Raw genomic sequence first — 26,199 nt, forward strand, 5'->3', positions numbered from 1 at the left:
ATTTCCGAGGTGTCCTCATGAAAGCCCGCTTCACCGCCGCCCTCGCGGCGCTGCTGTTCAGCGCAATCTCAATCGTCCCCGCCGCCGCGCAGACCAGGCGAGAAACGGACGCCGACGGCCGCCCCGTGGCGACAGAAGGCTCTTCGCGCGCGGGACGCACACGTGGCGGCCGCCAGCCGGCGGCGCCGTCTCCCGAACAGATTCGGGCGTCTGCTCAGGAACAGGCCGCCCTGGCCAACACCAACTGCCAGGTCAGCGAAGCCAAGCTGCTGGGCACGACAGCCGGGAACACCTCGGTCTATGAAATCGCCTGCGCCGCCGGCCCGGGCTTCATTCTTGAAACCAAGATCCCGCCCACGGCGACCAGTTGCATCCTGTTGGCCTATTCCGCCGAGACCCTGCGCGCGCGCGACCCGGCCGCCGATCCTGGCCCGCAATGCACCATCGCCGCCAACGCCGACACCCAGAAATTCCTGCGCGAATACGCCGTCCAGGCCGGCGTCGCCTGCACCGTCGACCAGGTGAAGGTTCTGGGTCAGTCGACCGATGGCGCCGTCATGTACGAGGCCGGCTGCTCGGACGGCGCCGGCTTCTGGCTCAAGCAACTGAACAACGCCTGGACCAAGATCCCCTGCATCCAAGTACTGGCGGAGAATGGAACCTGTGACTTCACCACCACGGCTGAGAACGCTGCCTTCGTGAAAGCTTATTTCGCCGGTTCGGAAGCCGCCTCCTGTGACGTGACCGAAGCTCGTCTGATGGGCCGCAACGCCAACGGCGTCTTCTATGAAGCCAAGTGCGCGAACGGCGACGGCGTCATCGCCCGCCTGAATGCCGAGAATATCGTGCAGCAGGTCTATCCCTGCGCCACCGCCCAGCAGATCGGCGGCGGCTGCAAGTTGACGACGCCTTCGGCCGCTGCTCCGGCGCCGACCGGCGGCCGTCCGTAAGCGACCGTCAATCACCAGATGAAGGGCCGCCGGAGCGATCCGGCGGCCCTTTTGTTGCGCGGCCTCTTTTCCGAACGCGAGACGCGGCCTAGCCTTCCCCTCATGCGCATCGCCACCTGGAACGTGAACTCGGTCAACGCCCGCCTGCCCACCGTGCTGGCCTGGCTGGAACAGGCCGCCCCCGACGTCGCCTGTTTCCAGGAGATCAAATGCGTGGACGAGAAATTCCCGCGCGAGGCCTTCGAGAGCCTGGGCTACAATGTCGAGACCCACGGCCAGAAGAGCTACAACGGCGTCGCGCTGCTGTCGAAATATCCGCTGTCCGACATCCGGCGCGGCCTGCCCGGCGACGAGACGGACGAACAGGCCCGCTATATCGAGGCCGTGGTCGAGGCCCCCCGCCCCATCCGCGTCGCCGCCCTCTATCTGCCGAACGGCAATCCGATCGGGACAGAGAAGTTCGACTACAAACTGGCCTGGTTTGACCGCCTGAACCGCCACGCCCGGGACCTGCTTCGGTTCGAGGAGCCGCTGGCCCTGTGCGGCGACTACAATGTCATCCCCGAGCCCGAGGACGCCAGGAACCCCGCCGCCTGGACGGACGACGCCCTGTTCCAGCCCCAGAGCCGCCAGGCCTTCCGCGCCCTGAAGAACCTGGGCCTGGCCGACGCCCATGCGGTCGGCGGCGAACCGGCCGGAACCTACACCTTCTGGGACTATCAGGCCGGCGCCTGGCAGCGCGACCATGGCATTCGCATCGATTTCGCCCTGCTGTCGCCCCAGGCGGCGGATCGTTTTCGCGGCGTCGAAACCCACCGCGACGCCCGCGACATGGACAAGCCCAGCGACCATGTGCCGGTGGTGGTCGAACTCGATCTGGAGGCCTGACGCCGATGGCCGACGTCTTTCGGGTGGTTCTGCTGATCGCCCTGGCGGCGGCCCTGCTGACGACCCTGGCGCTGGCCCTGTCCTGGTGGATGGAGCCGCAGCGCCGCCTGCGCCGCGCCATGCTCAAGGCCCTGGGCGCCCCGCCCGAGGTCGAGGCCCAGTCGCCGGGCGAGGGCCGGGCCTGCGCCCTGAACTTCGACGTCGAACAGGTGGTCGTCCTGTGGGCCAACGGCGCCCACGGCCTGGCCTACGCCTTCGACGAGGTGGAGGGCGGCGAGATCATCGTGGACGGCCATGTGGTCGCCCGCATCCGCCGGGGCGAGGCGCGCAAGTCGCTGGACATCCTGGCCCCCGACGCCGAACAGGTGGTCCTGCGCCTGATGTTCGCCGACGCCCGCCATCCCGAGTTCGAACTGGCCCTGTGGGACGCCGCCCTGCCCGTCCAGACGGGATCGCCAGGCGAGGCCCTGCGTCTGGGCCGTCGCTGGCTATCGCATCTCGAGGCCCTGCTGAAAGGCTGACAGGGACAATCGGCCCCTTTGCGATTATCGCCGGGGAGCGGTAGAAGCCCCCGCTCGTTTCAGTGACACGCCTTATTACGGGAGGCCGCCTTGGCCCGCCTTTTCGACGCCTATGTCGTCGCCGACTGGACCGCCGCCGAGACCAGGAAGCTGGGCGACGCCTCGCTGTGGATCGGCGTGGCCAAGCGAGACGTGCGGTTCCGCCTCTATGCCGAGACCCACAACGTCGCCACGCGCGCAGAGGGCGAGGCGCTCTTGGCCTCGATCCTGGCCGATCACCGAAAGCGCGGAGACCGGGTTCTGGTCGGGCTGGACTTCAACCTGGGCTTCCCGGTCGGCACGGCCGCGCGTCTGAAGCTGGAGGGGACGTCCGGGCAGGCCCCGTGGCAGCTGATGTGGAAATTCCTCGCCGCCAACATCGTCGACAAGCCCGACAACACCAACAACCGCTATCAGGTCGCGGCCAAGATGAACCGGCTGATGACGGACGAGGCCTGGCCCTTCTGGGGCGCCCCGGCCAAACAGGCGCAGCGCTGGCTGACCACGACCAAGCCGCCCGCAGGGGCCGGCGCCGACATCCCCGAGTTCCGCGCCGCCGAAGACGCCGCCCGCAAGGGCCGGCTTCAGCCCAAGAGCGTCTGGCAGATGCACGGCGCCGGCGCCGTGGGCGGCCAGACCCTGGTCGGTATCCCGGCGGTGCGCCGCCTGCTGGAAAGCCTGGGCCCCTCCGGCGCGGTCTGGCCGTTCGGCACGGGCTGGCGCGAACTGACGCCCGAAGACGTCGAACCATTGTCGGCCCTGGTGGTCGAGGTCTGGCCCTCGATGTTCGAGACCCGGCCGGAACCGGGCGAGTTCAAGGACCAGGCCCAGGTCCGCGCCGCCGCCGAGGCCCTGGCCCGGATGGACGACGCCGGGGACCTGTCCAGGGCCTTCGGCGCGCCCAAGACCGCCACGCCCGACCTGATCGAACAGGTCGAACGGGAAGAAGGCTGGATTCTGGGGGTCTGAGCCGCGCCCCCAGCCTATTCCGAAAGGAAACCCGCCGCCTTTTCAACGCCGTGACGGCGCGACGCCCCTTTCGACCTGACACGCTCCAAAACCGTGCGACACTGGGTTCGTCGACATTCTTGAATACAGGCGTCATTCCGGGGCTGAGCGGAGCGAAGAACCCGGAACCCAGGGCCACGGTCGCGCTGTTGAACGCATCAATGGCTGATGCTCGCCTCCTGGGTTCCGGGTTCGTCCTTCGGACGCCCCGGAATGACGGTCATGGAATGAATGTCGATTGAACCTGGTCGCCTGGTCTTTGACATTGATTTCCGTCGCAGGATTTCAGACGGTTCACACCATTCAGACGGTGTTTTTCGCGCCTGCACGGGTCGCCCGGTCTTTGACATTGCTGTCCGTCGCAGGATTTCAGACGATTCACACTATTCAGACGGTGTTTTTCGCGCCTGAGATCGGGCCAAAGATCGAGCCCCAAAGATCGAGCCAAGGCGCCGCTCGCCCGGCCTGTCGGATCGTCCCGGTCCGACCTGACCTAGCCGATCAACGCCCGCGCCGCCGCCCGCGCCTCGTCGGTGATGGCGGCGCCGGACAGCATCCGCGCGATCTCCTCGCGGCGGTGTTCCTCGTCCAGGGCGACGACGGTGGTGGTGGTCAGGCCCTCGTCCTCGGCCTTCCTGACCTTCCAGTGGGCGTGGCCGCGCGCGGCGACCTGGGGGCTGTGGGTCACGACCAGGACCTGGGCGCCGGTCGACAGCCGCTTCAGGCGCGAGCCGACGGCCTCGGCCACCGCGCCCCCGACGCCCTGGTCCACCTCGTCGAAGATCATCACCGGCTGGCGCACGTCCTCGCGGCTGGCCAGGGCGGCCTTCATGGCTAGGGCGAAACGCGCCAGCTCGCCGCCCGAGGCGATGGCGTCCAGCGGGCCGAAGTCGGTTCCGGCGTTGGTGGCGATCTGGAAACGCACGGTCTCCAGCCCTTCCGGTCCCCGCCGTCCCTCGATCCGCTCCAGCGCCACGCGGAACCGCGCCCGCTCCAGCTTCAGCGGCGCCAGTTCGCCCATGACGGCGGCGGTCAGCCGTTCGGCCGCCGCCTCGCGCGCCGAGGTCAGGAACTCGGCCGCCAGATCATAGGCTTCGGCCGCCTTGGCGGCTTCGCGGCCGGCATTGGTCAGGGCCTCCTCGCCGTCCTCGATCAGGCGCAGCTGCTCGCGCAGCCGCACGCGCAGCGCCGGCAGGGCGTCGACGGTGGTGTTCAGCTTGCGTGCGGTCGCGCGCAGGGCGAACAGCCGCTCCTCGGCCTTGTCCAGCCGACCGGGTTCGTAGTCGAAGGCGTCGGCGGCGGCGTCCACGGCCGCGACGGCCTCGGCCGCCTCGACCATGGTGCGGTCGATGGCCTCCACCGCGGCGGACAGTTTCAGGATGACCGGGTGGTCGCCCTCGGCCCCCGCCTGCCCCGCCCGCTGGCGCGCATGTTCGACGGCGCGCAGGGCCGCGCCCAGCTTCTGGCTCAACTTGTCGCCGCCCAGCTGGGTGCGGGCGTCGGCCAGGTCGGCGATGGCCTTTTCCGCCGCGCCCAGCAGGGCCCGTTCCCCGGCCAGCTCCGTCTCCTCGTCGGCGCGGGGGTCCAGCGCGTCAAGTTCGGACAGGTTCAGGGCGATCTCCTCGGCCCGCGCGGCGGCGTCGGCGGCCTGGGCCTTCAGTTCCGCCAGCTTCGCCTCTGCGGCCTTCAGCCGGGTCGCGGCGGCGGCGACGGCCAGAAGCTGGGGTTGCAGCCCGCCATAGGCGTCCAGCGCCGCGCGGTGGGTGCGCCAGTCCAGCAGGCCCACGGTCTCGTGCTGGCCATGCACCTCCACCAGGGCCGCGCCGATCTCGCGCAGGGCCGTCACCCCGGCGGGCTGGTCGTTGACATAGGCCCGGCTGCGGCCGTCCGCGCCCAGGACGCGCCGCAGGATCAGATCCTCCCCCGGCCGCGCCTCGAACCCCTTGTCCGCGATCAGGGCCAGAAGATCGGGATCGTCGGGGGCCGAAAACACCGCCGTCGCCACCGCCTGCCTGGCGCCGCGCCGCACCAGGCCCGCATCGCCCCGTCCGCCCAGCGCCAGGCCCAGGGCGTCCAGAATGATCGACTTGCCCGCCCCCGTCTCGCCGGTCAGCACGGTCAGCCCCGGCTCGACCTCGAGATCGAGCGCATCCACCAGGACGACGTCGCGGATGGACAGGGCGGTCAGCATGGGCGCACGCGATTCGACATCGCCGTCAGTCTAGCGCGGCGGATCAAAGAACAAATCAGGAATTACAGCCCCGACGCGCGCCGCAGGGCGGCGTTGATGCCGGACTGCCACCCCGGCCCCTTGGCGCGCCAATGCTCGATCAGGTCGGCGTCCATGCGCAGGGTGACTTGCTTCTTCGGGGTTTCCGACCTCGGTCTGCCGGGCGACCGCTTGAACTGGTCGATGATGTCGTCGGGCAGAACGTCTCGCGCGGGACGGAGCTTGGCCGCGCGCTCCGCGGTCAACTCCGGCGCATCATCGTCGTCGAGAAAGGGCTCGGTCGGCGCTTCCGACACGCCTTTGGTCTTCGACATATCTCTGCTCCCGGTCATTGGCCTTTCGCAGGCTGATCGCCCGCACGCTTCCGCCTCGAAGGGTGAACGCCAGAACGTGAAGTCGCTCATCCAGTTCGCCATAGGCGATCCATCGGGGCTCCCCGTAATCGAAGCGGTCGTCCACCTCGATCAAGGCTTCATCCATTTGCATGTCGCCGGCCCGCGAAAGGGAGACGCCATGCTTGGCGATATTGGCGGCGTCCTTGTCCGGGTCGAAGACGATCATTTATGTAGCTACATAAACTCTGATCGTCAAGAACGGCCTCAGCCCGGAATGAGGCGTTTCAGCCAGCTTTCGCGTTTGCCCTCCGGCGCCTTTTCGGGCGCCTGGCCGTTCTCGGTCAGCAGGGCGTAGGCCTCGGCGTACCAGGGGCTGCCCGGATAGTTGTAGCCCAGGACCGCGCCGTTCCGGGTGGCCTCTTCCTTCAGTCCCAGCTGCAGGTTCACCTCGACCAGGCGATACAGGGCCTCGGGCGTGTGCGAGGTGCGCTGATAGTCGGGATTGGCGATGACGGCCTTGTAGCGGTTCAGAGCGGCCAGCGGCTGGTTGGCGCGCTGATAGTAGCGGCCGATGTTCATTTCCTTGCCGGCCAGCTGGTCGTTGACCATGTCGATCTTGACCGCGGCGTCCGAGGCGTAGGGCGTGCCCGGATAGCGGCGCGCCACATCCTTCAGACCGGCCAGGGCGGCGGTGGCGTAGCCCTGGTCGCGACCGACGTCGGTGATCTGTTCGAAGTTGCAGACCGCCTTCATGTAGAAGGCGTAGGCCGCCGACGGATTGCCGGGGAACAGCTGGATGAACCGGTCGGCCGCCGCGATGGCGTCGGCGTAGTTGTTGTTCTGATAATAGGCGTAGATCTGCATCAGGATCGACCGACGCGCCCAGTCCGAATAGGGGTGCTGGCGTTCGACTTCCTGGAAATAGTCCACGGCGTCGGACCAGCGGCGCTGCTGCAAACGGTCGTAGCCGGTGTTGTAGAGCGCCTCGACCGGGCGCTCCTCATAGGCCAGACGCGGACGCTTTGTGCCCGAGCAGCCGGAAATCGTCACGGCGGCGAGCGCCGCGGCCATCAGCACCATGCCGGAACGGAACTTAGAAGCGGACAAGGACGACCCCATGACGTGTGAGGAAAGGCGCTGGGCCCCTTCCCCCGGAAACAACGCGGCGATCTCTAGCACCCGCGACCGGGCCGCGCCATGCCGAGGAAATCTCCGCATGTGACTTGCCCTGCCCGGCTCCGCTGGTAAAGAGCGCGCCAACCGACCGTCGTTCATGGGGGGCGGATGACGGCGAAAGGATGACCGGCCGATGAAGCTGCTCTCTGGCAACTCCAACCGTGCGCTGTCCCAGGCGATCGCCGACCACCTGGACGCCCCCCTGACCAAGGCCCAGGTCAAGCGGTTCGCCGACAACGAGGTCTTCGCCGTCATCGAGGAAAACGTCCGGGGCGAGGACGTCTTCATCCTGCAGTCGACCTCCTACCCTGCCAACGACAATCTGATGGAGCTGCTGATCATCACCGACGCCCTGGTGCGGGCCTCGGCCAGGCGGATCACGGCGGTCATGCCCTATTTCGGCTATGCGCGTCAGGATCGGAAGACCGGCGGACGCACCCCGATCTCGGCCAAGCTGGTGGCCAATCTGATCACCCGCGCCGGGGCGAACCGCGTGCTGACGATGGATCTCCACGCCGGCCAGATTCAAGGCTTCTTCGACATTCCGACCGACAATCTGGTCGCCACGCCCGTCCTGGCCCAGGACATCAAGGAAACCTACGGCCGCGACCCCAGTCTGATGATCGTCTCCCCGGACGTGGGCGGCGTGGTCCGCGCCCGCTCCCTGGCCAGCCGCCTGGACGCCGACCTGGCCATCGTCGACAAGCGCCGGCCCAAGGCGGGCGAAAGCGAGGTCATGAACATCATCGGCGACGTCCAGGGGCGTCGCTGCATCCTGTTCGACGACATCGTCGATTCGGGCGGCACCCTGGTCAATGCGGCCAAGGCCCTGATCGACCAGGGCGCGACCGAGGTCTCGGCCTATATCAGCCACGGCGTCCTGTCGGGCCCGGCGGTCAAGCGCATCAGCGACGGCCCGCTGAAGGAGCTGGTGATCACCAACTCCATCGAACAGCCCCACGAAGTTTTGAACTGCGCGAAAATCCGTGCGGTTTCCGTGGCTCCGCTGATCGGAGAGGCTATCCGACGGATCGCCAACGAGGAATCGGTCTCCAAACTGTTCGATTAACCCTCGGGTAATCATACGGATCGCCTTATAAGCGCCCATAGTGTTGGCGCTTTTGCGCGCGTGATCGCCTTGAGGATGTTCCAATGAAATCGGCCCCCCTGCGCCGCGGCGTTTCCGCCGTCGCCTTCGTCGCCGCCGTCATGCTCGCCAGCTGCGAGAGCGGACCCTCCAAAGCCGAGCTGGAAGCCCAGCGGCTGGCCGCCGAGGCCGCCGCCCGCCAGCCCCCGCCCATCTCCCTGAACCAGGGCGTGGCCGAGGCCGCCTCCATCTACGTCGCCTTCCTGCGCGAGGCCCGCACCATCCAGCCCGGCGGCTTCCCCGACGCGGAATCGATCCAGGCCGCGATCCGCAAGGGCGCCTCCTACGACGCCGAACAGCTGTCGCGCGGCCTGATCGCCTATGGCGCCATCATCGCCATGCAGTCGCCCGAGTTCGTCGCCGGGGTGCGCCAGTACGCCTCCAATCCGACCCAGCGTCAGCAGATGGTGGCCCAGATCGTCGCCGATCCGGCCTACGCCGCCACCCTGCCCGGCGCCGACGCCGCCGCCGGCCTGATCGCCAGCGCCATCGGCAAGGATGCGATCGCCATGCGCGCCATCGCCGAAGGCATCGAACAGGACGCCTATACGATCCAGGGCCGCAGCGATCCGCGCCGCCGCTGGGCCATCACCCCCATCGCCAACCGCGAGGTGCGGCTGGAGGGCGCCAAACATCTGTCGGAAGTGGACATGCTGCCCTCCGCCGAGGAATCGGCCCTGTTGTTCGCCGCCGGCAACAGCGGAACGGGCCTGGGGTTGGAGCCGGCGCGCAAGAGCCCGCCCTATACGCCCGCCGTCGTGCGCTCGCTGGCCATCGCCGCCCTGGGCGCCCTGGGCGCCGGCGGCGACGAGGCGCGGGTCAACACCGAGGCTCTGACCCGCGAGCCGAATAGCGAATTCTGCCTGAACATGTCCAAGCTGATGCTGTTCCAGTGCCTGGCCGCCTCGCGCCCCAGCTATGAGGACATCTTCTGCCTGGGCCGGCACGTCACGCGCGACCTGGCGACCTGCGCCACCGAGGCGACGCAGATCACCACCATCGTCGTCGGCGATCCGCAGGAGACGGGCGCCCCGGTCCGCACCCCCGTCGCCGCCACGGCGCCCGCCCCTGCCGCCGCCCCGGCCGCCGCGCCGGCCGTCACCACCACCCAGTCCCTGAACGCCGGCCCGACCACGAGCCGCTGACCGTTCTCCAGAACGACGAAAGGCCCGCCCCGAGCGATCGAGGCGGGCCTTTTTTATCGACGGGCGACCTATTCGTAGCCGTGGGCCGCCTCGTTGATCACCTGGGACGGCATGGACGAGAAGTCCACAGACACCGGATTGGCGATCTTGGCCTGATAGGTGCGAAGCACGTGCGTCATGCGCCGGCGCACCTCGCGCTCGGCCTCCGTGCCGGTATCCAGCGCCAGGGGGGCCAGACAGAAGTCGATGATGGCTTCGGTTCGGGTCAGCGGTTCCATTATGCGGTTCCTTTCCGGGTCAAGCCGCGTGGGTGAACTGGGCGGTCTCGGTCGAGTCCTTCAGCGCCGTGGTGGACGAAGTGCCGTTGGAGATGACCGTGGCGACCTGGTCGAAATAGCCGGTGCCGACCTCGCGTTGGTGGCGGGTGGCGGTGTAGCCGCGCGCCTCGTTGGCGAACTCGCGCTGCTGCAATTCCGAATAGGCCGCCATGCCGTTGTCGCGATAACCATCGGCCAGCTCGAACATCGAGTTGTTCAGGGCATGGAAGCCGGCCAGGGTCACGAACTGGAACTTGTAGCCCATTGCCCCCAACTCGCGCTGGAACTTGGCGATGGTGGCCTTGTCCAGCTTGGCCTCCCAGTTGAACGACGGCGAGCAGTTGTAGGCCATCAGCTTGCCGGGATATTTCTTCTGCACCGCCTCGGCGAACTTCTTGGCGTCTTCTAGGTCCGGGTGGCTCGTCTCCCACCACAGCAGGTCCGCGATAGTGGCGTAGGACAGGCCGCGCGCGATGCAATGGTCCAGCCCCGTGCCCTCTTTCAGGCGGAAGAAGCCTTCCGGCGTGCGGTTCTCCCGGTCGATGAAGGGCTGGTCCCGCTCGTCGATGTCCGAGGTGATCAGCTGGGCCGATTCGGCGTCCGTCCGGGCGACCGTGATGGTCGGCGTGCCCATGACGTCGGCGGCCAGGCGCGCGGCGACCAGGTTGCGTTCGTGCGCCTGGGTCGGGATCAGCACCTTGCCGCCCAGGTGGCCGCACTTCTTCTCGGACGCCAGCTGATCCTCGAAGTGGACGCCGGCGGCCCCCGCCTCGATGAAGGCCTTCATGATCTCGAAGCTGTTCAACGGCCCGCCGAAGCCGGCCTCGGCGTCGGCGACGATGGGGGCGAACCAGTCGCGCTTGGCGCCGCCTTCGGCGTGCTCGATCTGGTCGGCGCGTTGCAGGGTGCGGTTGATGCGGCGGCACAGCTCCGGCGCGGCGTTCGCCGGATACAGCGACTGGTCGGGATACATGGCCGAGGCGGTGTTGGCGTCGGCCGCGACCTGCCAGCCCGACAGATAGATGGCCTTCAGGCCCGCGCGGACCATCTGCATCGCCTGATTGCCGGTGACGGCGCCGAGCGCATTGATGAAGGGCTCGTCATGCAGCAACTGCCACAGGCGGTTGGCGCCGCGCTCTGCCAGCGTATGGGTGACGGGAACCGAACCGCGCAGGCGCAGCACGTCTTCAGGCGTATAGGGACGCTCGATGCCGTCGAAACGGCCGGCGGGCGAAGGAACCAGATCGGCGAAGGTGGTCATGATCGAACTCGGTCTCTGAAGGGCGCGGCCGCAGCCGCCGTCTCAAAGATAAGAACACGCCGAAGTCACGACTGACACATCGGTAAACGCGATATTGAAGTCATTTTGTCACATAATGACTTTGCAGTACTGGTCGTTTTATGACATTTTCGGCGCATGGACGTCGCGACCGACCGAAAGCTTTTCTTGGGCGCACGGCTGAAGCGGTTGCGGCGCGACCTGGCCCTGACCCAGACGGCGATGGCCGCGGACCTGGGCGTCTCCCCCAGCTATCTGAACCATATAGAACGCAATCAGCGGCCGGTTTCGGCCCAGCTTCTGCTGCGGCTGGCCGAAACCTACGACGTCGATCTGCGCAGCCTGAACCAGGCGGGCGCAGCCGACGAGGCGCGGCTGGCGGAAATCCTGAGCGACCCCCTGTTCAAGGGGCTGTCGGCGCCCCGCCACGAACTGGTGCAGCTGCTGGAAGAGGCGCCCGGCGTCGCGGACGCCCTGCTGCGGCTGTATCAGGCCTTCGACGACGGCCGCGCCAAGGCGCGCGCCGCCGCCGAGACCGGAGAGGGTCTGGTCGAGTCCAGCCCGGCCGACTGGGTGCGCGAACATATCCAGTCGCGCGGCAACCATTTCCCCGAACTGGACCAGATGGGCGAGACCCTGGCCGAAATCCTGTCCGCGGAGGCGCCGGCCCATGCCGACGGGTTCGAACCCGCCGCGCGTCAGCGCCTGGCGGCCCGGCACGACCTGGGCGTCCGCACCCTGCCGGCCGAGGTGATGGTGGAATGGACCCGCCGCTACGACCTGCACCGCCGCCGTCTGCTGCTGTCGGAGACGCTCGGCCCCGCGTCGCGCGCCTTCGCCATCGCCTATCAGCTGGCTCTGGTCGAACATGGGCCCGACCTGCATCGGATGGCGGAGGCTTCGGCCGCGCCGGACGCCCCCACCCGGTCCCTGTTGAAGGTCGCCCTGACCAACACGCTGGCCGCCGCCATCCTGATGCCCTACGCCGCCTTCCAGCGCGCGGCGGAAGAGACGGGCTACGACCTGGCCCGGCTCCAGGGCCGGTTCGGCGTCAGCTACGAACAGGCGGCGCATCGGCTGACCACCCTGTCGCGGCCGACCGCGCGGGGCGTGCCCTTCTTCCTGATGCGGGTGGACCAGGCGGGCAACATATCAAAACGCTATGCCGCCGGCGCCTTTCCCTTCTCCCGCTTCGGCGGCGCCTGCCCGCGCTGGCGGCTGCACTCGGCCTTCCGCACGCCCGGCCGCATCGTCACCCAGATCATCGAGACGCCCGACGGCAATCGGTGGTTCACCTTCGCCCGCACGGTCGAGCGCCAGGGCCACGACGGCCATGGCGAGCGGCACGACCTGGCCGTGGGCCTGGGTTGCGAACTGCGCCACGCCCATCGCCTGACCTATGCGCGGGGCCTGGACCTGGACAGCCCGGAGGCCACCCCCATCGGCCCCGCCTGCCGCCTGTGCCACCGCCACCCCTGCGCCGAACGGGCCGCCGCCCCCATCGACCGTCCGCTGGCGGTCGACGACTGGTCCAAGTCCGTCAGCCCCTACCCGTTCGGCGCGGCCTGACGCCTTAGCGCCGCTGGTCGGCCGTGCGGTCGCGGATGGCGTTGAACTCCGCCGTCGGCTTCCACGCGGGCCAGCTTTCGCTGTCCGCCACGGTCAGCCCCAGCCGATACAGCAGGTCCAGGTTCTGCAGGGCCGCCATGAAGTCGTAGTCGGCGCGCCATTCGTCGGTCAGCTTGTGATAGTACCGCTCCATCTGCCCTTCGTAATAGGGCTTGCCCGCCTCGATCCCGCCCTGGACGAAGTCGCGCCCGGTCCAGGGCATCAGGGCCGGCACGCCGCCCGCCGCGAAGTTGAAATGGTCGGAGCGGTAGTAGAAGCCTTCCTGAGGATAGCCGTCGCCGGTCACGACCCGCCCCTGCGCCGCCGCGAACCGGGCCAGGATGTCTTCCAGCTCCGACTTGCCGACGCCGAACACGGCCACGTCCCGCGTCGCCGGGGTGAAGGGCAGCATGTCGATGTTGATGTCCGCCGCCGTCCTGGCCAGCGGATAGACGGGATCGGCGGCATAGGCTTCCGATCCCAGCAACCCCTGCTCCTCGGCCGTGACGTGCAGGAAGACGACGGTGCGCTTGGGCGCCGGCCCGGCCTTGAACGCCCGCGCCATCTCGATCAGTCCGGCGGTGCCCGACGCATTGTCCCAGGCGCCGTTGAAGATGTCGTCGCCGTCGGCGTTGGGCGTCCTGGCCTTGCCGACATGGTCCCAGTGGGCGGAGTAGAAGACATATTCGTCCGGCCGCTCCGTGCCCGGAATCTTGGCCAGAAGATTGTTGGAATGGATGACCTCGGTCGTCTCGGCGATGTCCACGTCCAGCCGCGCGGGCAGGGCGACCGCCCCGCCAAGGGCGCCGACCTTGGCCTTGGCCAGAGCGGCCTCGAACGGCGCGCCCCCGATGGCGGTCGCCGTGGCCAGATTGATCGCTCCGGTGAAGCGCGCGTCCTCGGCGCCCTTGACCGTCATCTGGGGCCGGGACGCCCCGCCGACGGCCCGGCGCCAGCGGCCGTCCTGATCCTGAAGCGTGATGACGCCGACGGCGCCGCGTTTCAGCGCCTCCTGCATCTTGTGGGTGGTCGAGCCGTAGAAGTTGGGGTCCGCCCCCATGCTTTCGGGCTGGCCGCGCAACACGACGACGACCTTGCCGGTCAGGTCGGTCGATCCGTAGTCGTCCCAGGTCGGGCCCGAGACGCCGTATCCGGCGAAGACCAACGGGGCGCCGGCGATCTGGACCACCGGATCGGCCGCCCCGGCGCGCAGGGTGATGTCGGTCCCCGACGTCAGCACGTGACGCGCCCCGTCCGCCCCGGTCCAGGCCGCCGTCGGCGCCCGTTCGGGCGTGAACCGCACCAGCTCGACCGGCTGCAGCCACGACCCGTCGCGCCCGCCCGGCTCCAGCCCCATCGCCTCGTACTGGGCCTGCAGATAGGCCAGGGTCAGCCGCTCTCCGACCAGGCCGGGGAACCGCCCCTCCATCTGATCCGAGGCCAGGTATTTGATGTGGTCCGACAGACGCTGGGCGCTGAACTGCGGCGTGGCGGCCGAGGCGACGGCGAAGGCGTCGACCGGCTGGCTGGGGACAGGGATCGGCGTGGCGGCGCAGGCGGCCAGCGCCAGGGCGGCCAGGGCGACCAGGGGTGAACGGCGAAGAATCATAAGGCTTGCTCGACAGGAAACGGCGGACGGGACGAGAGGTCCCCCCGCCCCGCGTGAAGGATCGGTGAATCAGCGGCGCTCGGACGCCGTGGTCGCGCGCACGGGTGCGAACTCCGACCCCGGCTTCCACTGCGGCCAGTCGCGGCTGTCGGCCAGGGCGCGGCCGACATCGTAGAAGACGGTCAGATCCTCGATCATGCCGCGATAGTCCCAGTCCGGCGACCATTCGTCCGCCGCCTGGTGATAGCGTTTGGCCCCGTATTCCGACCGGGCGGCCTCGCGCACGGCGATCGGCTCGTCACGGAAATCGCCCCGGCTGCCGGCATAGGCCATCGGCACGCCGCGCTTGGCCAGCGGGAAATGGTCCGAACGATAATAGGTGCCGGCCGCGTTCTCGTGATCGGGAACCAGGGCGCGCCCCTGCGCCTGGGCCGCCGTCGCCAAACGCTCGTCGAAGTCTGACTGGCCGTATCCGGTGACGCCCAGGCCGGCGACGCGGCCATAGACGTTCATCGAATCCATGTTGAAGCCGCCCACCGTCCTGGCCAGCGGATAGACTGGGTTGACCGCATAGTATTCCGAACCCAGCAGGCCGCTTTCCTCGCCGGTGAAGCTGATCATGACGATGGAGCGTTCGGTGCGCGGCGCGCGGCCGAACATCCGCGCCAGCTCCAGCAGGCCCGCCGTGCCCGAAGCGTTGTCCACCGCCCCGTTGAAGATGCGGTCGCCGGTCGCGTCCGGCTCGCCCATGCCGATGTGGTCCCAATGGGCGGTGTAGAGCACCGTCTCGTCCGGATGGGTCGTCCCCGGCAGGCGGGCGATGACGTTGCGGCTCGTGACCTGGCTGGTCGCCACGTCGAACTCGGTCGAGAAGGACGCGCCGGCCAAGACGACGGGCTGGAAGTCGCGGCTGCGCGCCTTCACCTTCGACGCTTCGAAATCCAGGCCCGCGCGGCGGAACAGATCGACCGCCACGTCGCGCTGGATCCAGCCCTCCATCGGCACGCGCTCGGCCGCCGCATTCTGGCGCAGGATGTCGAACTGAGGCACGCCCCAGGAGTTGGCCACCGTCTGCCAGCCATAGGACGCCGGCGCCGTCTCGTGCACGATCAGAACCCCGGCCGCGCCCTGGCGCGCCGCCTCTTCGTACTTGTAGGTCCAGCGGCCGTAATAGGTCATGGCCTTGCCGCCGAAGGTGTTCAGCGCCGGCTCCTCGAAGTCGGCGTCGTTGACCAGCACGACCAGGATCTTGCCGTGCAGGTCCTGGCCCTTGAAGTCGTTCCACTGACGCTCGGGCGCGTTGATCCCATAGCCGACGAAGACCAGGGGCGCGTCCTTCAGGCTGACGCGCTGTGCCGGACGGCGGGTCGAGACGGCGACCTCCCGGCCCTGGGTCATCGGCAGGGTCCAGTCGCCCAGCTTCAGCGAGGCGTGGACGTTGGACTGGGTGAAGCGGTTAAGGATCACGTCCTGCGTCCATTGACCGTTCGGCCCGCCCGGCTGGAAGCCGGCTGCGGCGTAGCCTTCGCTCAGATAGCGGATGACTTTGTCCTCCGCCGGGGTGGCGATGCCGCGCCCCTCGAAACTGTCGTCCGACAGGGTCTTGATGTCCTGCGAAATCCGCGCCGCATCGAAGACGGGCGGGGCCTGCGTCGTCTCCGTGGTTGCGCAGGCGGACAGGGCGACGCCGGCCAGAAGGACCGCGGCGAACGAAGACACAAGACGCATGGTTGAGGGGCCCCACAGCCGGAAAAGATAGTGGACCCTAGGCGGCGAAATCCATCGTGTCGATTCCGCGCGCTGCGCCAAACGTCGCAAATGAAAAGGCCCGCCGAAGCGCGTTTCGACGGGCCAAAAGGTCGAACCGACGCAGGCTTAGTGGGCGACGCCCTTCCAGATGCGGCGATAGGCGGCGTAGGTGACGCCGGCGAAGATCAGCAGATAGATCAGCACGCCGAACCCGGCCTGTTTGCGCTCCACCATCTTCGGCTCGGACGTCCAGGCGATGAAGGCGGCCACGTCCTTGGCGTACTGGTCCACCGTCTGGGGCGAACCGTCGTCATAGGTGACGAGCCCGTCCGTCAGCGGCGGCGGCATGGCGATGAAGCCGCCGGGCGGCACATGGCCCTTGGTCTCGTCCCAGAACGGCGTCAGGTCGCCGGCCATATAGGGATTGTAGTGCTGGCCGTCGCGGATGGTCAGGCCGGCCGGCGGGTTCCGATACCCCGACAGCAGCGAATAGATGTAGTTGGCGCCGTCGTGGCGGGCCTTGGCCATCACCGACAGGTCGGGCGGCGCCGCGCCGCCGTTGCCCGCCGCCGCCGCCGTGGCGTTGGGATAGGGGCTGCGGAACTTGTCGGCGGGCGTGGCGTCGCGCTGGATCGGCTCGCCGGTCTCGCTGTCGATGTCGGCGACCTGCACCTCCCTGGCCAGGGCCTTCACGACGGGATTGTCGTTCGGGTTCGGATATTTCGGATTCCAGAACGGCCCGTGGCGGTCGCCCAGGTTCCGGTAATGCATCAGGTTCATGCTGTGACAGGCGGCGCAGACCTCGTGATAGACCTTGTAGCCGCGTTGAAGCTGGCCCTGGTCATAGGTCCCGAACGGCCCCTCGAAGCTGAAGCCCCCCGAGCGCGGATGAGCGGCCCCGCCCGCGGCCAGGGCGGGCGCGGCGGCGCCCAGCAGGCCCAGGGCGACGGCGGCCGAGGCGATGATCGTCTTGAACGACATGGTCTTGGTTCCGATCGGCATGCCCCTCACCCCTTGTGCTCGACGGCGTCGGCGCCGGTCAGCACCGGCTCGGAGATCGTCGCCGGGATCGGCAGGGGCGTCTCCTTCAGCCCCACCAGCGGCAGGATGATCAGGAAAAAGACGAAGTAGTAGAGGGTGAACAGGCGCGTCAGCCACAGATAGCTGTTCAGGTCGCCATCGAAGAGGGTGAAGGTCTTGAACGACCCGATCACCGGCGCGTCCGGCAGTTGCCCGCCACACCAGCCCAGGCCGACGCCCACCACCAGGAAGATGATGAAGAAGGTCCGCATCGTCGGGCGATAGCGCATCGAGCGCACCTTGGACGTATCCAGCCACGGCAGGACGAACAGCACGCCGATGGCGCTGAACATCGCCACCACCCCGCCGAACTTGTCGGGAACGGCGCGCAGGATGGCGTAGAAGGGCAGCATGTACCATTCGGGCACGATGTGCGCCGGGGTCTGCAGCGGGTTGGCCGGGATGTAGTTGTCGGCGTGGCCCAGGGCGTTCGGCTGATAGAAGACGAAGATGGCGAACAGGATCAGGAACAGGATGATGGCGAACCCGTCCTTGACCGTGAAATACGGGTGGAAGGGCAGCATGTCCTTCTTCTCGCGATCCTTGGGGATCAGGATGCCGACAGGGTTGTTCTGACCGGCCGCGTGCAGGGCCCAGAGGTGCAGGACGACGCAGCCCAGAATGGCGAACGGCAGCAGATAGTGCAGCGAGAAGAAGCGGTTCAGCGTGGCGTTGTCGATCGCCGGCCCGCCGCGCAGCCAGATCAGGATCGGCTCGCCGACGCCGGGAATGGCCCCGATCAGATTGGTGATGACCTCGGCGCCCCAGAAGGACATCTGGCCCCACGGCAGGACGTAGCCCAGGAAGGCGGTGGCGATCATCAGGAAGAAGATCACGCAGCCGATGATCCAGATCATCTCGCGCGGCGCCTTGTAGGAGCCGTAGTAGAGCCCCCGCAGCATGTGCAGATAGACGGCGATGAAGAACATCGACGCGCCGTTGGCGTGGACGTAGCGGATCAGCCAGCCGCCGTTCACGTCGCGCATGATCCGCTCGACCGAGGCGAAGGCCAGGTCGACGTTGGGCGTATAATGCATGGCCAGGACGATGCCGGTGACGATCTGCGTCACCAGGCACAGGGCCAGGATGCCGCCGAAGGTCCACCAGTAGTTCAGGTTCCTGGGCGTCGGCAGGGACATGTAGTCCGCGCCGAAGCGAATGATGGGCAGACGGCTGTCCAGCCACTTCTCGACGCCCGTCTTCGGGACGTAGGTGCTCTCGTGGTCGCTCATGGTCCCCCCTTGTCCTCAGCCGATCTTGACGCGGGTGTCGGACAGATAGTCGTAATCCGGCACCACCAGATTCAGGGGCGCCGGCCCCTTACGGATGCGGCCGGAGGCGTCGTAGTGCGAGCCGTGGCAGGGGCAGAACCACCCGCCGTAATCGCCCGCGCCAAAGGTCGGAACGCAGCCCAGGTGTGTGCACGATCCGACGACGACCAGATAGGGCTCGTGGCCGGCCTTGGTGCGTTCCTGGTCGGTCTGCGGCGGACTGCCCACCGCGCCCTCGGCCACGACCTTCTGGATTTCGGCCGGGGTGCGATAGCGCACGAACACCGGCTTGCCCTGCCATTTGATCACGACCTGCTGGCCTTCCTGCACCTTGGTCAGGTCGAACTCGATCGAGGCCAGGGCCAGGGTGTCGGCCGCCGGGTTCATCTGGTTGATCAGCGGCCAGGCGACCATCGCGCCCGCGCCGACCGCCGCGGCGCCCGCCGCGATATAGATGAAGTCGCGACGATTGGGATCGTCGCTTTCGGAATCGCCAGCGTCTTGGGTATGCACGACCGATTCGGCCAAGTTTCCACCTCCCGATCGCCGCAGGAAAAGCCCAAAGGCCTCCCCAGCCACGGCGCCAAACCAACCAGCGACGCCGGTGTTTCCCCACGGTCCCGACCTGCGCCCTCTTTCGCGCAAGCTGCTGACGTTTCTTGCGAAACGTTCGCAAATAGACCGCGACAAACCCCCTCGCCGCGCGTATCAACGGGCTTAGAATGCGTCTCGCCCTTTTTCAACCGGACATTCCTCAGAACGTCGGCGCGTGCATTCGGCTGTCGGCCTGTTTCGGCGTCGATCTGCATGTGATCGAGCCGACGGGTTTTCGCTTCGACGACCGGGCGATGAAGCGGGCGGCCCTGGATTACGGCCCTCTGTCGCACATGACCCGTCACGCCGACTGGGACGCCTTCCAGGCCGACCGCCCGGCCGGACGGCTGGTCCTGTTCACCACCAGGGGGGCGACGCCCCTGACCGACTTCGTCTTCCGACCCGACGACGTCCTGCTGTTCGGCAAGGAGAGCGCGGGCGCCCCCGACCATGTCCACGCCGCCGCCGACGCCCGCGTCGTCGTGCCGCTGCGCCCCGGCGCCCGCTCCCTGAACCTGTCGGTCACGGCGGGCGTCGCCCTGTGGGAGGGGCTGAGACAGACGGGGCAGATCGGCTGAAGCTGCGCATTTACCTCGTCCATTAGCGACAAGACAACTTCCGGTCGACAAGGTTTCCCTTCGGTGTGGCTGAAAGGGCGAGCATGGCGGATACAATAGCGGTCCTGGTGGCGATCGTGACTTTCATTGCGATCCTGGCCGCATGGGAAGCGGCGAGAGGACGCAAAAACCGCCGCAGAAAATGGGTCGGCCGACCCAGGCGCCGACCTCGCCCCGCCACCGTTCCCCCGACCGCAGCCAATCAGTTGGAAGCCGTCATGACGGCGGCTTTCGAAGCCCGCCCGATCATGTCGCGCGCCGAGGCTTCGGTCTTCTACGCTGCGGAACGCGCCGTGAAGCGCCTCGATATCAAGGGGCGCGTCATGGCCCAGGTTTGTCTGGGAGAAATTCTTCGTTCCCCCGATGACGTCGCCTATCGCGCAATAAACAGCAAGCGTGTCGACATACTGCTCATATCGAACAGCGGCTTTCCCTTGGCTGCCATAGAATATCAGGGCGAGGGCCACTATCAGGGCACGGCCCATGCAAGGGACGCGGTTAAGAAGGCCGCGCTTCAGCGCGCTGGGATCGCCTATATCGAAGCCACGCCGCAGCACAATGCGGACGACATCGAACGTGACATCGCCAGGGCGATGCAGGCGCGCGCATCCGATGCCAATCTGGTCGTGGCCTAACTCCGATTTCCTAATGTGATCGGTCGGCTTGCCGGATGACGCGGCGGGCGCGACGTGGTTCAAGCACGCATGAGCGACGCCGTCTTCTCCGATCCGCTCGACCTGAAGAAGGTCGAGACCCGCGCCTGGTTCGAGCATCTGCGCGACCGCATCCATGCGGCCTTCGAGGCGCTGGAGGACGCCGCGCCCGCCGATCTGTTCCCCGGAGAACCCGGCCGCTTCGTCCGCACCCCCTGGACGCGGCCCGGGGGCGGCGGCGGCGTCATGGGGATGATGCAAGGCCGGCTGTTCGAGAAGGTGGGCGTCCACGTCTCGACCGTTCACGGCGCCTTTCCCGCCGACTACGCCCGAACCGTGCCGGGCGCCGAGGTCGATCCGCGCTTCTTCGCCACGGGGATCAGCCTGATCTGCCATCCGGTCAGCCCGCGCGTGCCGGCCGTCCACATGAACACCCGTTTCATCGCCACGACCAAGCGCTGGTTCGGCGGGGGCGGCGACCTGACGCCGGTGCTGATAGCGGATCGGCGCCAGGACCATCCCGACACCCTGGCCTTCCACGCCGCGATGAAGGCCGCCTGCGACGCCCACGACCCGACCTGGCACGCCAAATACAAGGCCTGGTGCGACGAATACTTCTACCTGCCCCACCGCCAGGAGCCGCGCGGCACTGGCGGGGTCTTCTACGACCATCACGACAGCGGCGACTACGACCGCGACTTCGCCTTCACCCGCGACATCGGCCTGGCCTTCCTGGACGTCTATCCCCGGATCGTCGCCGCCCGCATGGCCGAGCCCTGGACGGCGGAGGAGCGCGAGGAACAGCTGGTCCGGCGCGGCCGCTATGTGGAGTTCAACCTGCTCTACGACCGCGGCACCCTGTTCGGCCTGAAGACCGGCGGGAACGTGGACTCCATCCTGTCGTCCATGCCGCCCGTGGTGAAGTGGCCTTGATTGCGGCACACAAGAATCCGCAGGATTGAGAGCATCAACGCATCATCGTTTGCTCGAAAACATCTCCCGCCCGGCTGCGATAGCGTTCCTTGTGCCTTAACAGGCGAAACGGCCTTTCCGGCAGGGTGAAGGGGGCCGTCGCCAGCCGACCGGCCGCGACCGAGGCATAGGCCACGCTTTCCGACAGGGCCGTGGCCCCCGCTCCCGCCTCGGCCGCCGCCAGCACCGCCTCGTTGGACGGCAGGGTCATCGACACCGACAGTTCGGCCGGATCGACGCCCGCCTCGCGCACCGCCGCCTCCAATGTCGAACGGGTGCCCGATCCGACCTCGCGCAGCACCCAGGGCTGGGTCGTCAGTTCGCGCGGCTGAAGCTGTCGCGAGCCCGCCCAAGGGTGGTCCGGCGTCACCAGCACCGCCAGGCGGTCGGATCCTACCTGCGTCTGCGCCAGGGCCGGCTCGTCCACCACCCCCTCGACCAGGCCGATCTCGGCGGCGCCGGTCAGCACGGCCAGTGTCGCCTCGCGCGTATTGCCGATCTCCACCGCAAGTTCGACGCCGGGATAGACGGCGTGAAAATCCACCAGGCGGCGCGGCAGCCAGTAGCTGGCGATGGTCTGGCTGGCGAACACAGCCAGTCGCCCGCGCCGCAGCGCGCTCATGTCCGCCAGCGCCGCCTCCGCCGCCTGGGCCCGCGCCAGCACCGCCTTCGCCTCGGGCAGGAAGGCCCGGCCCGTCTCGTTCAGCACGATCCCCCGCCCCACCCTGTCGAACAGGCGCACCCCATGCTCCGTCTCCAGGGCCGCGATGGCGTTCGACACGGCCGATTGGGTCAGGTTCAGCGCCCGCGCCGCCGCCGTCACATGGTCCCGCTCGGCGACGGCGACGAATATCCGCAGGCGTTCCAGGGTCACGATTGATCTCCTAATCGGATTGGAACGACCATAACTATCCGTTGGACCGCCGTCGAGCGGCGCCGCATGGCTTGGCAGGATGAAGACCGCCGCCCTGCCCGCTCCCGTCGCGCCGCCCCTCGCGGCGATCAAGGCGTTCGGTCGGTCCGTCGGCCCAGGCGTCGTTCTATGCCTGTTCGTCACCCTTGCCGCCGTCGGCCTGACCAGCCTCGAGCGCGACATCCTGGGCCACGTCTGGCTGGAGCCCCTGGTGCTGGCCATCCTGCTGGGCGCCGCCGTCCGCACCGCCTGGACGCCCGATGCGCGCTTCAAGGCCGGCGTCGACTTCTCGGCCAAAACGCTGCTGGAGATCGCGGTGGTGCTGTTGGGCGCCTCGGTCAGCGCGGCCACCCTGTCGGCGCTGGGCGCAGGTTTCGTGATCGGCATCCTCGGCCTGGTCGCCCTGGCCATCCTGATCGGGTTCGGCCTCGGCCGCGCCCTTGGCCTGAACCCGCGCATGGCGCTGCTGGTCGCCTGCGGCAACGCCATCTGCGGCAATTCGGCCATCGCCGCCGTCGCCCCCGTGATCCAGGCGGACGGCGAAGAGGTCGCCGCCTCCATCGCCTTCACCGCCGTCCTGGGCGTGATCGTGGTCCTGGCCCTGCCGCTGCTGGGCGGTCTGATCCATCTGAACGGCCTTCAGTACGGCGCCCTGGCCGGCCTAACCGTCTATGCGGTGCCCCAGGTGCTGGCCGCCGCCGCCCCCTTCGGCGCGGTTTCCATCCAGACCGGCACGGTGGTCAAGCTGGTGCGGGTGCTGATGCTGGGGCCGGTCGTCCTCGTCCTGTCGCTGATCCTGCGCGACCGCGCGCCGGGCGCCGCCAGGCCGGGCCCGACGCGGCTGCTGCCCTGGTTCATCGTCGGCTTTCTGGCCATGATCGCCCTGCGTTCGCTGGACCTGATCCCGCAAGCCCTGTTGTCGCCGATGGCGGCGACCTCCGGCCTTTTTACCGTGATCGCCATGGCGGCCCTGGGGCTGCAGACCGACATTCGCGCCGTGGCCCGCGCCGGCGGCCGGGTCGTCGCCGCCGTCCTCCTGTCCCTGGCCGCCCTGGTGCTGCTGGCGTTCGGGCTGATCTGGGCGCTGGCGCTTTAAATCCCGCTGCCCTGATCCTCGACCGGCGGCGGGGTCAGCAGCAGGAAGGCGCGAATCCAGGCCGTCAGCACCGCCCGGTCGTTCGGCCGTTTCAAGCTGTCGATGGCCGCGTCCGCCACGTCGTGGGGAATCCGCGCCCCGCGTCGTCCCTCGATCAGGGCCTGGGCGTATTCGGGCTGGAACTCCGGGTGGCACTGGAACGATATGGCGTCCTGCCCCCAGGCCAGTCCGGCGTAGGGGGTGAAGCCGCTGGAGGCGATGACCCGCGCATCGTCCGAGATCGCCGTCACCTGATCCTGATGCGACACCGGAATGGCGAGGGTTCGCGCGCGCGGATGCATCCACGGCTCGTCGGAATGCACCGCGTAGCGGTGCAGGCCCACGCCCCAGCCCTTGTGCGACTTCTCCACCGCCCCGCCGAAGGCGTGGGCCAGGGCCTGATGCCCGAAACAGATGCCCACCAGCCGCGTCCGGCCCCGCGCCGCCCTGAGCCAGTCCACCAGCTGCGGAATCCACGGCAGGTCGTCATAAACCCCGGCCGCCGAGCCGGTGACGATGGCGCCCTGGAACGCGGCCGGATCGTCGGGCAGATGGCCGGCCTGCACATTGAACCGCGTCGTCGGCACGCCCTCGCCCAGCAAGGCCCGAAAACGCGCCGGATAGTCGTCGAAGGCGTCTTTCAAGTCCTCCGGCGGATGGCCGGTTTCCAGAATGGCGATGCGGGTCATGCGCCGAACCCTATCCGATTGCGTCCCGCGCGCCAGCCGAAACACGGCCCAGCCATCCTAATCGCCGCTCGCGATCCCTTGGCGCACAAGGCTTTGCGGACCGCGCCGCGCAATCGACCGATCGCCCCGCCGACCTGGGTTATGATGACCGATCGGTCTTTGACATCGTCGCCTGCGCCCAAAAGTCGGACTCACTTGGACTCGTTGGACTGTTTTTTTTCGGAGTCCAACTTTTCAGAAGGTCCAGACCTCGGCCCGGCCGCCCGCCTCGCCCAGGGCGCCCGCGACCCAGCCGCAAATCTCGTTCGCCGCCGCCTCGCATCCGGCCGGCGGATTGACCACCACCATGGCGCAGCCGTTCATCTTCATCGGATCGGTCAGGGGCCGAAGGCGCGCCTCCGCCGCCAGGGTCGGCCCCACGCGCCCCTCAAGCCGCCGGATGAAGGCGTCGAAGGTCTCCAGATCCTTCAACGGCGTCCAGATCGCCACCGTCGCGCTCGGGTCGCGCCGCGCCACCGCGACCGCCGCCTCGGCGGCCCGCGCATAGTCGTCGGGCTTTTCGAACGGCGGGTCGATCAGCACCAGCGGCCCGCGCGCCCTGGCCGCCTCCGCTGGCGCTAGGTCGTAGCCGTCGCCCTCGCGCGCCTCGGCGTTCGCGCGTCCCGCCAGGGCTTCGGCCAGCATGGCGCGCACCGGCGGGTTCAACTCGAACCCGACATAGCGCCCCCCGTCGGACAGGGCGTCGGCGATCAGCAACGGCGACCCCGGATAATACCGCGCATCGCCGTCCGGGTTGTAAGCCGCCACCCGGTCCGCCAGGGCCTCCATCAGCGGCGTGCGCCCCTCGGCGTTCATCAGCCGCGCCACCCCGGCCTCGGCCTCCTTGGACCGCGCCGCGTCGCCCGACAGGTCGTAAAGCCCGGCCCCCGCATGGGTGTCCAGAACCGTCAGCGGCCCCTGCGCCTGGCGCGCCGCCGCCAGCCACAGCACCAGGGCGTGTTTGACCAGATCGGCGAAGTTTCCGGCGTGAAAGCTGTGGCGATAGTTCATGCCGCCTCGTCCCCCGGCGCGCCCTATCGGTCAAGCGGAACTCGCCCGCCCGGCCCCGCGTTCGTCGCTCGTCCTCGGCAAACGGCTGAAAGGCCAACGAAAAGGAAACGCGGCGAATGGCCGACGGATCGCACGCCTTCGATGCCGCCGCCGAAGTCCCCCAGGGTCTCGGCTACTGCAGCGACGCCTCTCCCGGCCTGACGCGCCGCCGTTCGGGCAATGGCTGGTCCTATCGCGACGCCAGGGGCCAGGCCGTCTCCGATCCAAAGACGCTGGCCCGCATCCGCGCCCTGGCCATTCCCCCCGCCTGGACCGACGTCTGGATCTGCCCCTGGGCCAATGGGCACATCCAGGCCACCGGGCGCGACGCCAAGGGACGCAAACAGTATCGCTATCACGCCGACTGGAGCACGGCCCGCTCGGAAAACAAGTTCGACAGGCTGCCGGCCTTCTCCCGCGCCCTGCCGAAACTGCGCGACAGGGTCGAACACGACCTGGGCCTGCGCGGCGTGTGTCGCGACAAGGTGCTGGCCACCGCCGTCCGCCTTCTGGAGATCACCCTGATCCGGGTCGGCAATGCGACCTACGCCCGCCAGAACCGCAGCTACGGCCTGACCACCCTGCACAAGCGGCATCTGGACGTGGACGGCGCCGCCCTGACCTTCGAGTTTCGCGGCAAGAGCGGCAAGGATCACGCCGTCAGCGTCAAGGACCGTCGCCTGGCCCGCGTCGTGCGCGAGCTGGAGGGTCTGCCGGGTCAGCAACTGTTCAAATACCGCACGGCCGACGGAACCCTGTGTCCGATCGATTCCGACGACGTGAACGCCTATATCCGCGAGGCGATGGGCGACCAGTTCTCGGCCAAGGACTTCCGCACCTGGGCCGGCACGGTCTCGGCAGCGCGCGCCTTGCGCGATACGGAGGCCCCGTCCTCGCCTGCCGACGCCAAGCGAAAGATCACCGTCTGCGTCAAGGCGGTGGCCGGCCTGTTGGGCAACACACCGACCGTCTGCCGCGCCTCCTACGTCCATCCCAAGGTCTTCGCCCTGTTCGAAAGCGGACAGATCGCCAAAGTCCTTCCTGGATCGGAGACCAAGGGTTTCGAAAAAGCCCTGATCAAACATCTGCTTGCCGCCTGACCTCAGCGGTTCTCATCGCTGGGATTAGAAATCTCCATTTGATCGCTAGGCTTTAAAACCGCCTCCTGCTCGTGGCGCAACCAGA

General features: G+C 68.1%; 26 protein-coding genes. 12 read left to right on the forward strand and 14 right to left on the reverse strand.

The features are described from left to right. Nucleotides 1-17 precede the first annotated feature (17 nt). The 4 genes from DI624_RS05020 to DI624_RS05035 all read left to right on the forward strand — a co-directional run bounded on the left by DI624_RS05020 (nucleotide 18) and on the right by DI624_RS05035 (nucleotide 3,367). Entirely contained in the window at nucleotides 18-950 is a 933-nt protein-coding gene (locus DI624_RS05020; protein WP_291536404.1) for a hypothetical protein, read from the forward strand. Nucleotides 951-1,052: 102 nt separating this feature from the next. Further along, complete coding sequence (gene xth, locus DI624_RS05025) at nucleotides 1,053-1,838, forward strand: exodeoxyribonuclease III (RefSeq protein WP_291536407.1); 786 nt, start codon at nucleotides 1,053-1,055, stop codon at nucleotides 1,836-1,838. A gap of 5 nt (nucleotides 1,839-1,843) precedes the next feature. Next, entirely contained in the window at nucleotides 1,844-2,359 is a 516-nt protein-coding gene (locus tag DI624_RS05030; RefSeq protein ID WP_291536408.1) for a hypothetical protein, read from the forward strand. Between the two features lie 90 nt (nucleotides 2,360-2,449). Next, nucleotides 2,450-3,367, forward strand: coding sequence for a cobalamin biosynthesis protein CbiG (locus DI624_RS05035; RefSeq protein WP_291536410.1), 918 nt, complete (start codon nucleotides 2,450-2,452; stop codon nucleotides 3,365-3,367). A 532-nt stretch (nucleotides 3,368-3,899) separates the two neighbouring features. On the opposite strand, the gene recN is transcribed toward DI624_RS05035, so the two are convergent. The 4 genes from recN to DI624_RS05055 all read right to left on the reverse strand — a co-directional run bounded on the left by recN (nucleotide 3,900) and on the right by DI624_RS05055 (nucleotide 7,090). After that, nucleotides 3,900-5,597 (reverse strand): DNA repair protein RecN, encoded by a 1,698-nt coding sequence (recN, locus tag DI624_RS05040; RefSeq protein WP_291536412.1) that lies wholly within the window; start codon nucleotides 5,595-5,597, stop codon nucleotides 3,900-3,902. Between the two features lie 62 nt (nucleotides 5,598-5,659). Continuing rightward, entirely contained in the window at nucleotides 5,660-5,932 is a 273-nt protein-coding gene (locus DI624_RS05045; RefSeq protein ID WP_291536413.1) for a BrnA antitoxin family protein, read from the reverse strand. Further along, a complete protein-coding gene (locus tag DI624_RS05050) occupies nucleotides 5,892-6,197 on the reverse strand; it encodes a BrnT family toxin (RefSeq protein WP_291536415.1) in 306 nt (101 codons plus the stop codon). The genes DI624_RS05045 and DI624_RS05050 overlap by 41 nt, the downstream gene beginning before the upstream one ends. A 38-nt stretch (nucleotides 6,198-6,235) precedes the next feature. Further along, entirely contained in the window at nucleotides 6,236-7,090 is an 855-nt protein-coding gene (locus DI624_RS05055) for an outer membrane protein assembly factor BamD (RefSeq protein ID WP_291536416.1), read from the reverse strand. 190 nt (nucleotides 7,091-7,280) lie between these two features. Here DI624_RS05055 and DI624_RS05060 point away from each other — a divergent pair, with 190 nt between their 5' ends. Together DI624_RS05060 and DI624_RS05065 are read left to right on the forward strand one after the other, a co-directional pair. Continuing rightward, nucleotides 7,281-8,216, forward strand: coding sequence for a ribose-phosphate pyrophosphokinase (locus DI624_RS05060; RefSeq protein ID WP_291536417.1), 936 nt, complete (start codon nucleotides 7,281-7,283; stop codon nucleotides 8,214-8,216). Between the two features lie 83 nt (nucleotides 8,217-8,299). After that, entirely contained in the window at nucleotides 8,300-9,439 is a 1,140-nt protein-coding gene (locus DI624_RS05065; protein ID WP_291536418.1) for a hypothetical protein, read from the forward strand. A gap of 68 nt (nucleotides 9,440-9,507) precedes the next feature. Here the strand turns inward: DI624_RS05065 and DI624_RS05070 are convergent, their stop codons facing one another. Continuing rightward, nucleotides 9,508-9,717: a hypothetical protein gene (locus tag DI624_RS05070; RefSeq protein WP_291536419.1), complete on the reverse strand. Its 210-nt coding sequence runs from the start codon at nucleotides 9,715-9,717 to the stop codon at nucleotides 9,508-9,510. Between the two features lie 19 nt (nucleotides 9,718-9,736). Next, nucleotides 9,737-11,017: an isocitrate lyase gene (gene aceA, locus DI624_RS05075; RefSeq protein ID WP_291536421.1), complete on the reverse strand. Its 1,281-nt coding sequence runs from the start codon at nucleotides 11,015-11,017 to the stop codon at nucleotides 9,737-9,739. A gap of 156 nt (nucleotides 11,018-11,173) precedes the next feature. Between aceA and DI624_RS05080 the strand changes: the two genes are divergently transcribed. Beyond that, entirely contained in the window at nucleotides 11,174-12,604 is a 1,431-nt protein-coding gene (locus DI624_RS05080) for a short-chain fatty acyl-CoA regulator family protein (protein ID WP_291536422.1), read from the forward strand. Between the two features lie 4 nt (nucleotides 12,605-12,608). Here DI624_RS05080 and DI624_RS05085 read toward each other — a convergent pair whose 3' ends face one another. From DI624_RS05085 to petA, 5 genes are all read right to left on the reverse strand, one after another. Continuing rightward, nucleotides 12,609-14,252, reverse strand: a complete 1,644-nt coding sequence (locus tag DI624_RS05085; RefSeq protein WP_291536424.1) for a M28 family peptidase — start codon at nucleotides 14,250-14,252, stop codon at nucleotides 12,609-12,611. Between the two features lie 69 nt (nucleotides 14,253-14,321). Next, a complete protein-coding gene (locus DI624_RS05090) occupies nucleotides 14,322-15,980 on the reverse strand; it encodes a M28 family metallopeptidase (protein WP_291536425.1) in 1,659 nt (552 codons plus the stop codon). A 147-nt stretch (nucleotides 15,981-16,127) separates the two neighbouring features. Further along, nucleotides 16,128-17,003: a cytochrome c1 gene (locus tag DI624_RS05095; RefSeq protein WP_291536426.1), complete on the reverse strand. Its 876-nt coding sequence runs from the start codon at nucleotides 17,001-17,003 to the stop codon at nucleotides 16,128-16,130. A gap of 5 nt (nucleotides 17,004-17,008) precedes the next feature. Next, entirely contained in the window at nucleotides 17,009-18,313 is a 1,305-nt protein-coding gene (locus tag DI624_RS05100; protein ID WP_291536427.1) for a cytochrome b N-terminal domain-containing protein, read from the reverse strand. A 15-nt stretch (nucleotides 18,314-18,328) separates the two neighbouring features. Further along, complete coding sequence (gene petA / locus DI624_RS05105; protein ID WP_291536428.1) at nucleotides 18,329-18,880, reverse strand: ubiquinol-cytochrome c reductase iron-sulfur subunit; 552 nt, start codon at nucleotides 18,878-18,880, stop codon at nucleotides 18,329-18,331. A gap of 194 nt (nucleotides 18,881-19,074) precedes the next feature. Between petA and DI624_RS05110 the strand changes: the two genes are divergently transcribed. From DI624_RS05110 to hemF, 3 genes are all read left to right on the forward strand, one after another. Next, nucleotides 19,075-19,524 (forward strand): tRNA (cytidine(34)-2'-O)-methyltransferase, encoded by a 450-nt coding sequence (locus DI624_RS05110; protein WP_291536430.1) that lies wholly within the window; start codon nucleotides 19,075-19,077, stop codon nucleotides 19,522-19,524. 107 nt (nucleotides 19,525-19,631) lie between these two features. Further along, on the forward strand, nucleotides 19,632-20,198 hold the full coding sequence (locus DI624_RS05115) for a DUF2726 domain-containing protein (protein WP_291536431.1): 567 nt from the start codon (nucleotides 19,632-19,634) through the stop codon (nucleotides 20,196-20,198). Nucleotides 20,199-20,267: 69 nt separating this feature from the next. After that, the gene (gene hemF, locus DI624_RS05120) at nucleotides 20,268-21,149 is read left to right on the forward strand and encodes an oxygen-dependent coproporphyrinogen oxidase (protein ID WP_291536433.1); all 882 of its coding nucleotides are present in this window, start codon (nucleotides 20,268-20,270) and stop codon (nucleotides 21,147-21,149) included. 34 nt (nucleotides 21,150-21,183) lie between these two features. Here hemF and DI624_RS05125 read toward each other — a convergent pair whose 3' ends face one another. Then, nucleotides 21,184-22,062, reverse strand: a complete 879-nt coding sequence (locus tag DI624_RS05125; RefSeq protein WP_291536435.1) for a LysR family transcriptional regulator — start codon at nucleotides 22,060-22,062, stop codon at nucleotides 21,184-21,186. A 79-nt stretch (nucleotides 22,063-22,141) separates the two neighbouring features. Here DI624_RS05125 and DI624_RS05130 point away from each other — a divergent pair, with 79 nt between their 5' ends. Next, the gene (locus tag DI624_RS05130; protein ID WP_291536437.1) at nucleotides 22,142-23,197 is read left to right on the forward strand and encodes a putative sulfate exporter family transporter; all 1,056 of its coding nucleotides are present in this window, start codon (nucleotides 22,142-22,144) and stop codon (nucleotides 23,195-23,197) included. Here DI624_RS05130 and DI624_RS05135 read toward each other — a convergent pair. Then, nucleotides 23,194-23,925, reverse strand: a complete 732-nt coding sequence (locus tag DI624_RS05135; protein WP_291536438.1) for a type 1 glutamine amidotransferase — start codon at nucleotides 23,923-23,925, stop codon at nucleotides 23,194-23,196. The two genes, DI624_RS05130 and DI624_RS05135, sit on opposite strands and share 4 nt — an antisense overlap. 234 nt (nucleotides 23,926-24,159) lie before the next feature. Continuing rightward, nucleotides 24,160-24,975 carry a 23S rRNA (adenine(2030)-N(6))-methyltransferase RlmJ gene (gene rlmJ, locus DI624_RS05140; RefSeq protein WP_291536439.1) on the reverse strand — a complete coding sequence of 272 codons (816 nt, stop codon included), beginning with the start codon at nucleotides 24,973-24,975 and terminating at the stop codon, nucleotides 24,160-24,162. 116 nt (nucleotides 24,976-25,091) lie between these two features. Here rlmJ and DI624_RS05145 point away from each other — a divergent pair, with 116 nt between their 5' ends. Then, complete coding sequence (locus DI624_RS05145; RefSeq protein ID WP_291536440.1) at nucleotides 25,092-26,114, forward strand: DNA topoisomerase IB; 1,023 nt, start codon at nucleotides 25,092-25,094, stop codon at nucleotides 26,112-26,114. Nucleotides 26,115-26,199 lie beyond the last annotated feature (85 nt).

Source organism: Brevundimonas sp. (assembly GCF_003248455.1).
GTDB lineage: Bacteria > Pseudomonadota > Alphaproteobacteria > Caulobacterales > Caulobacteraceae > Brevundimonas.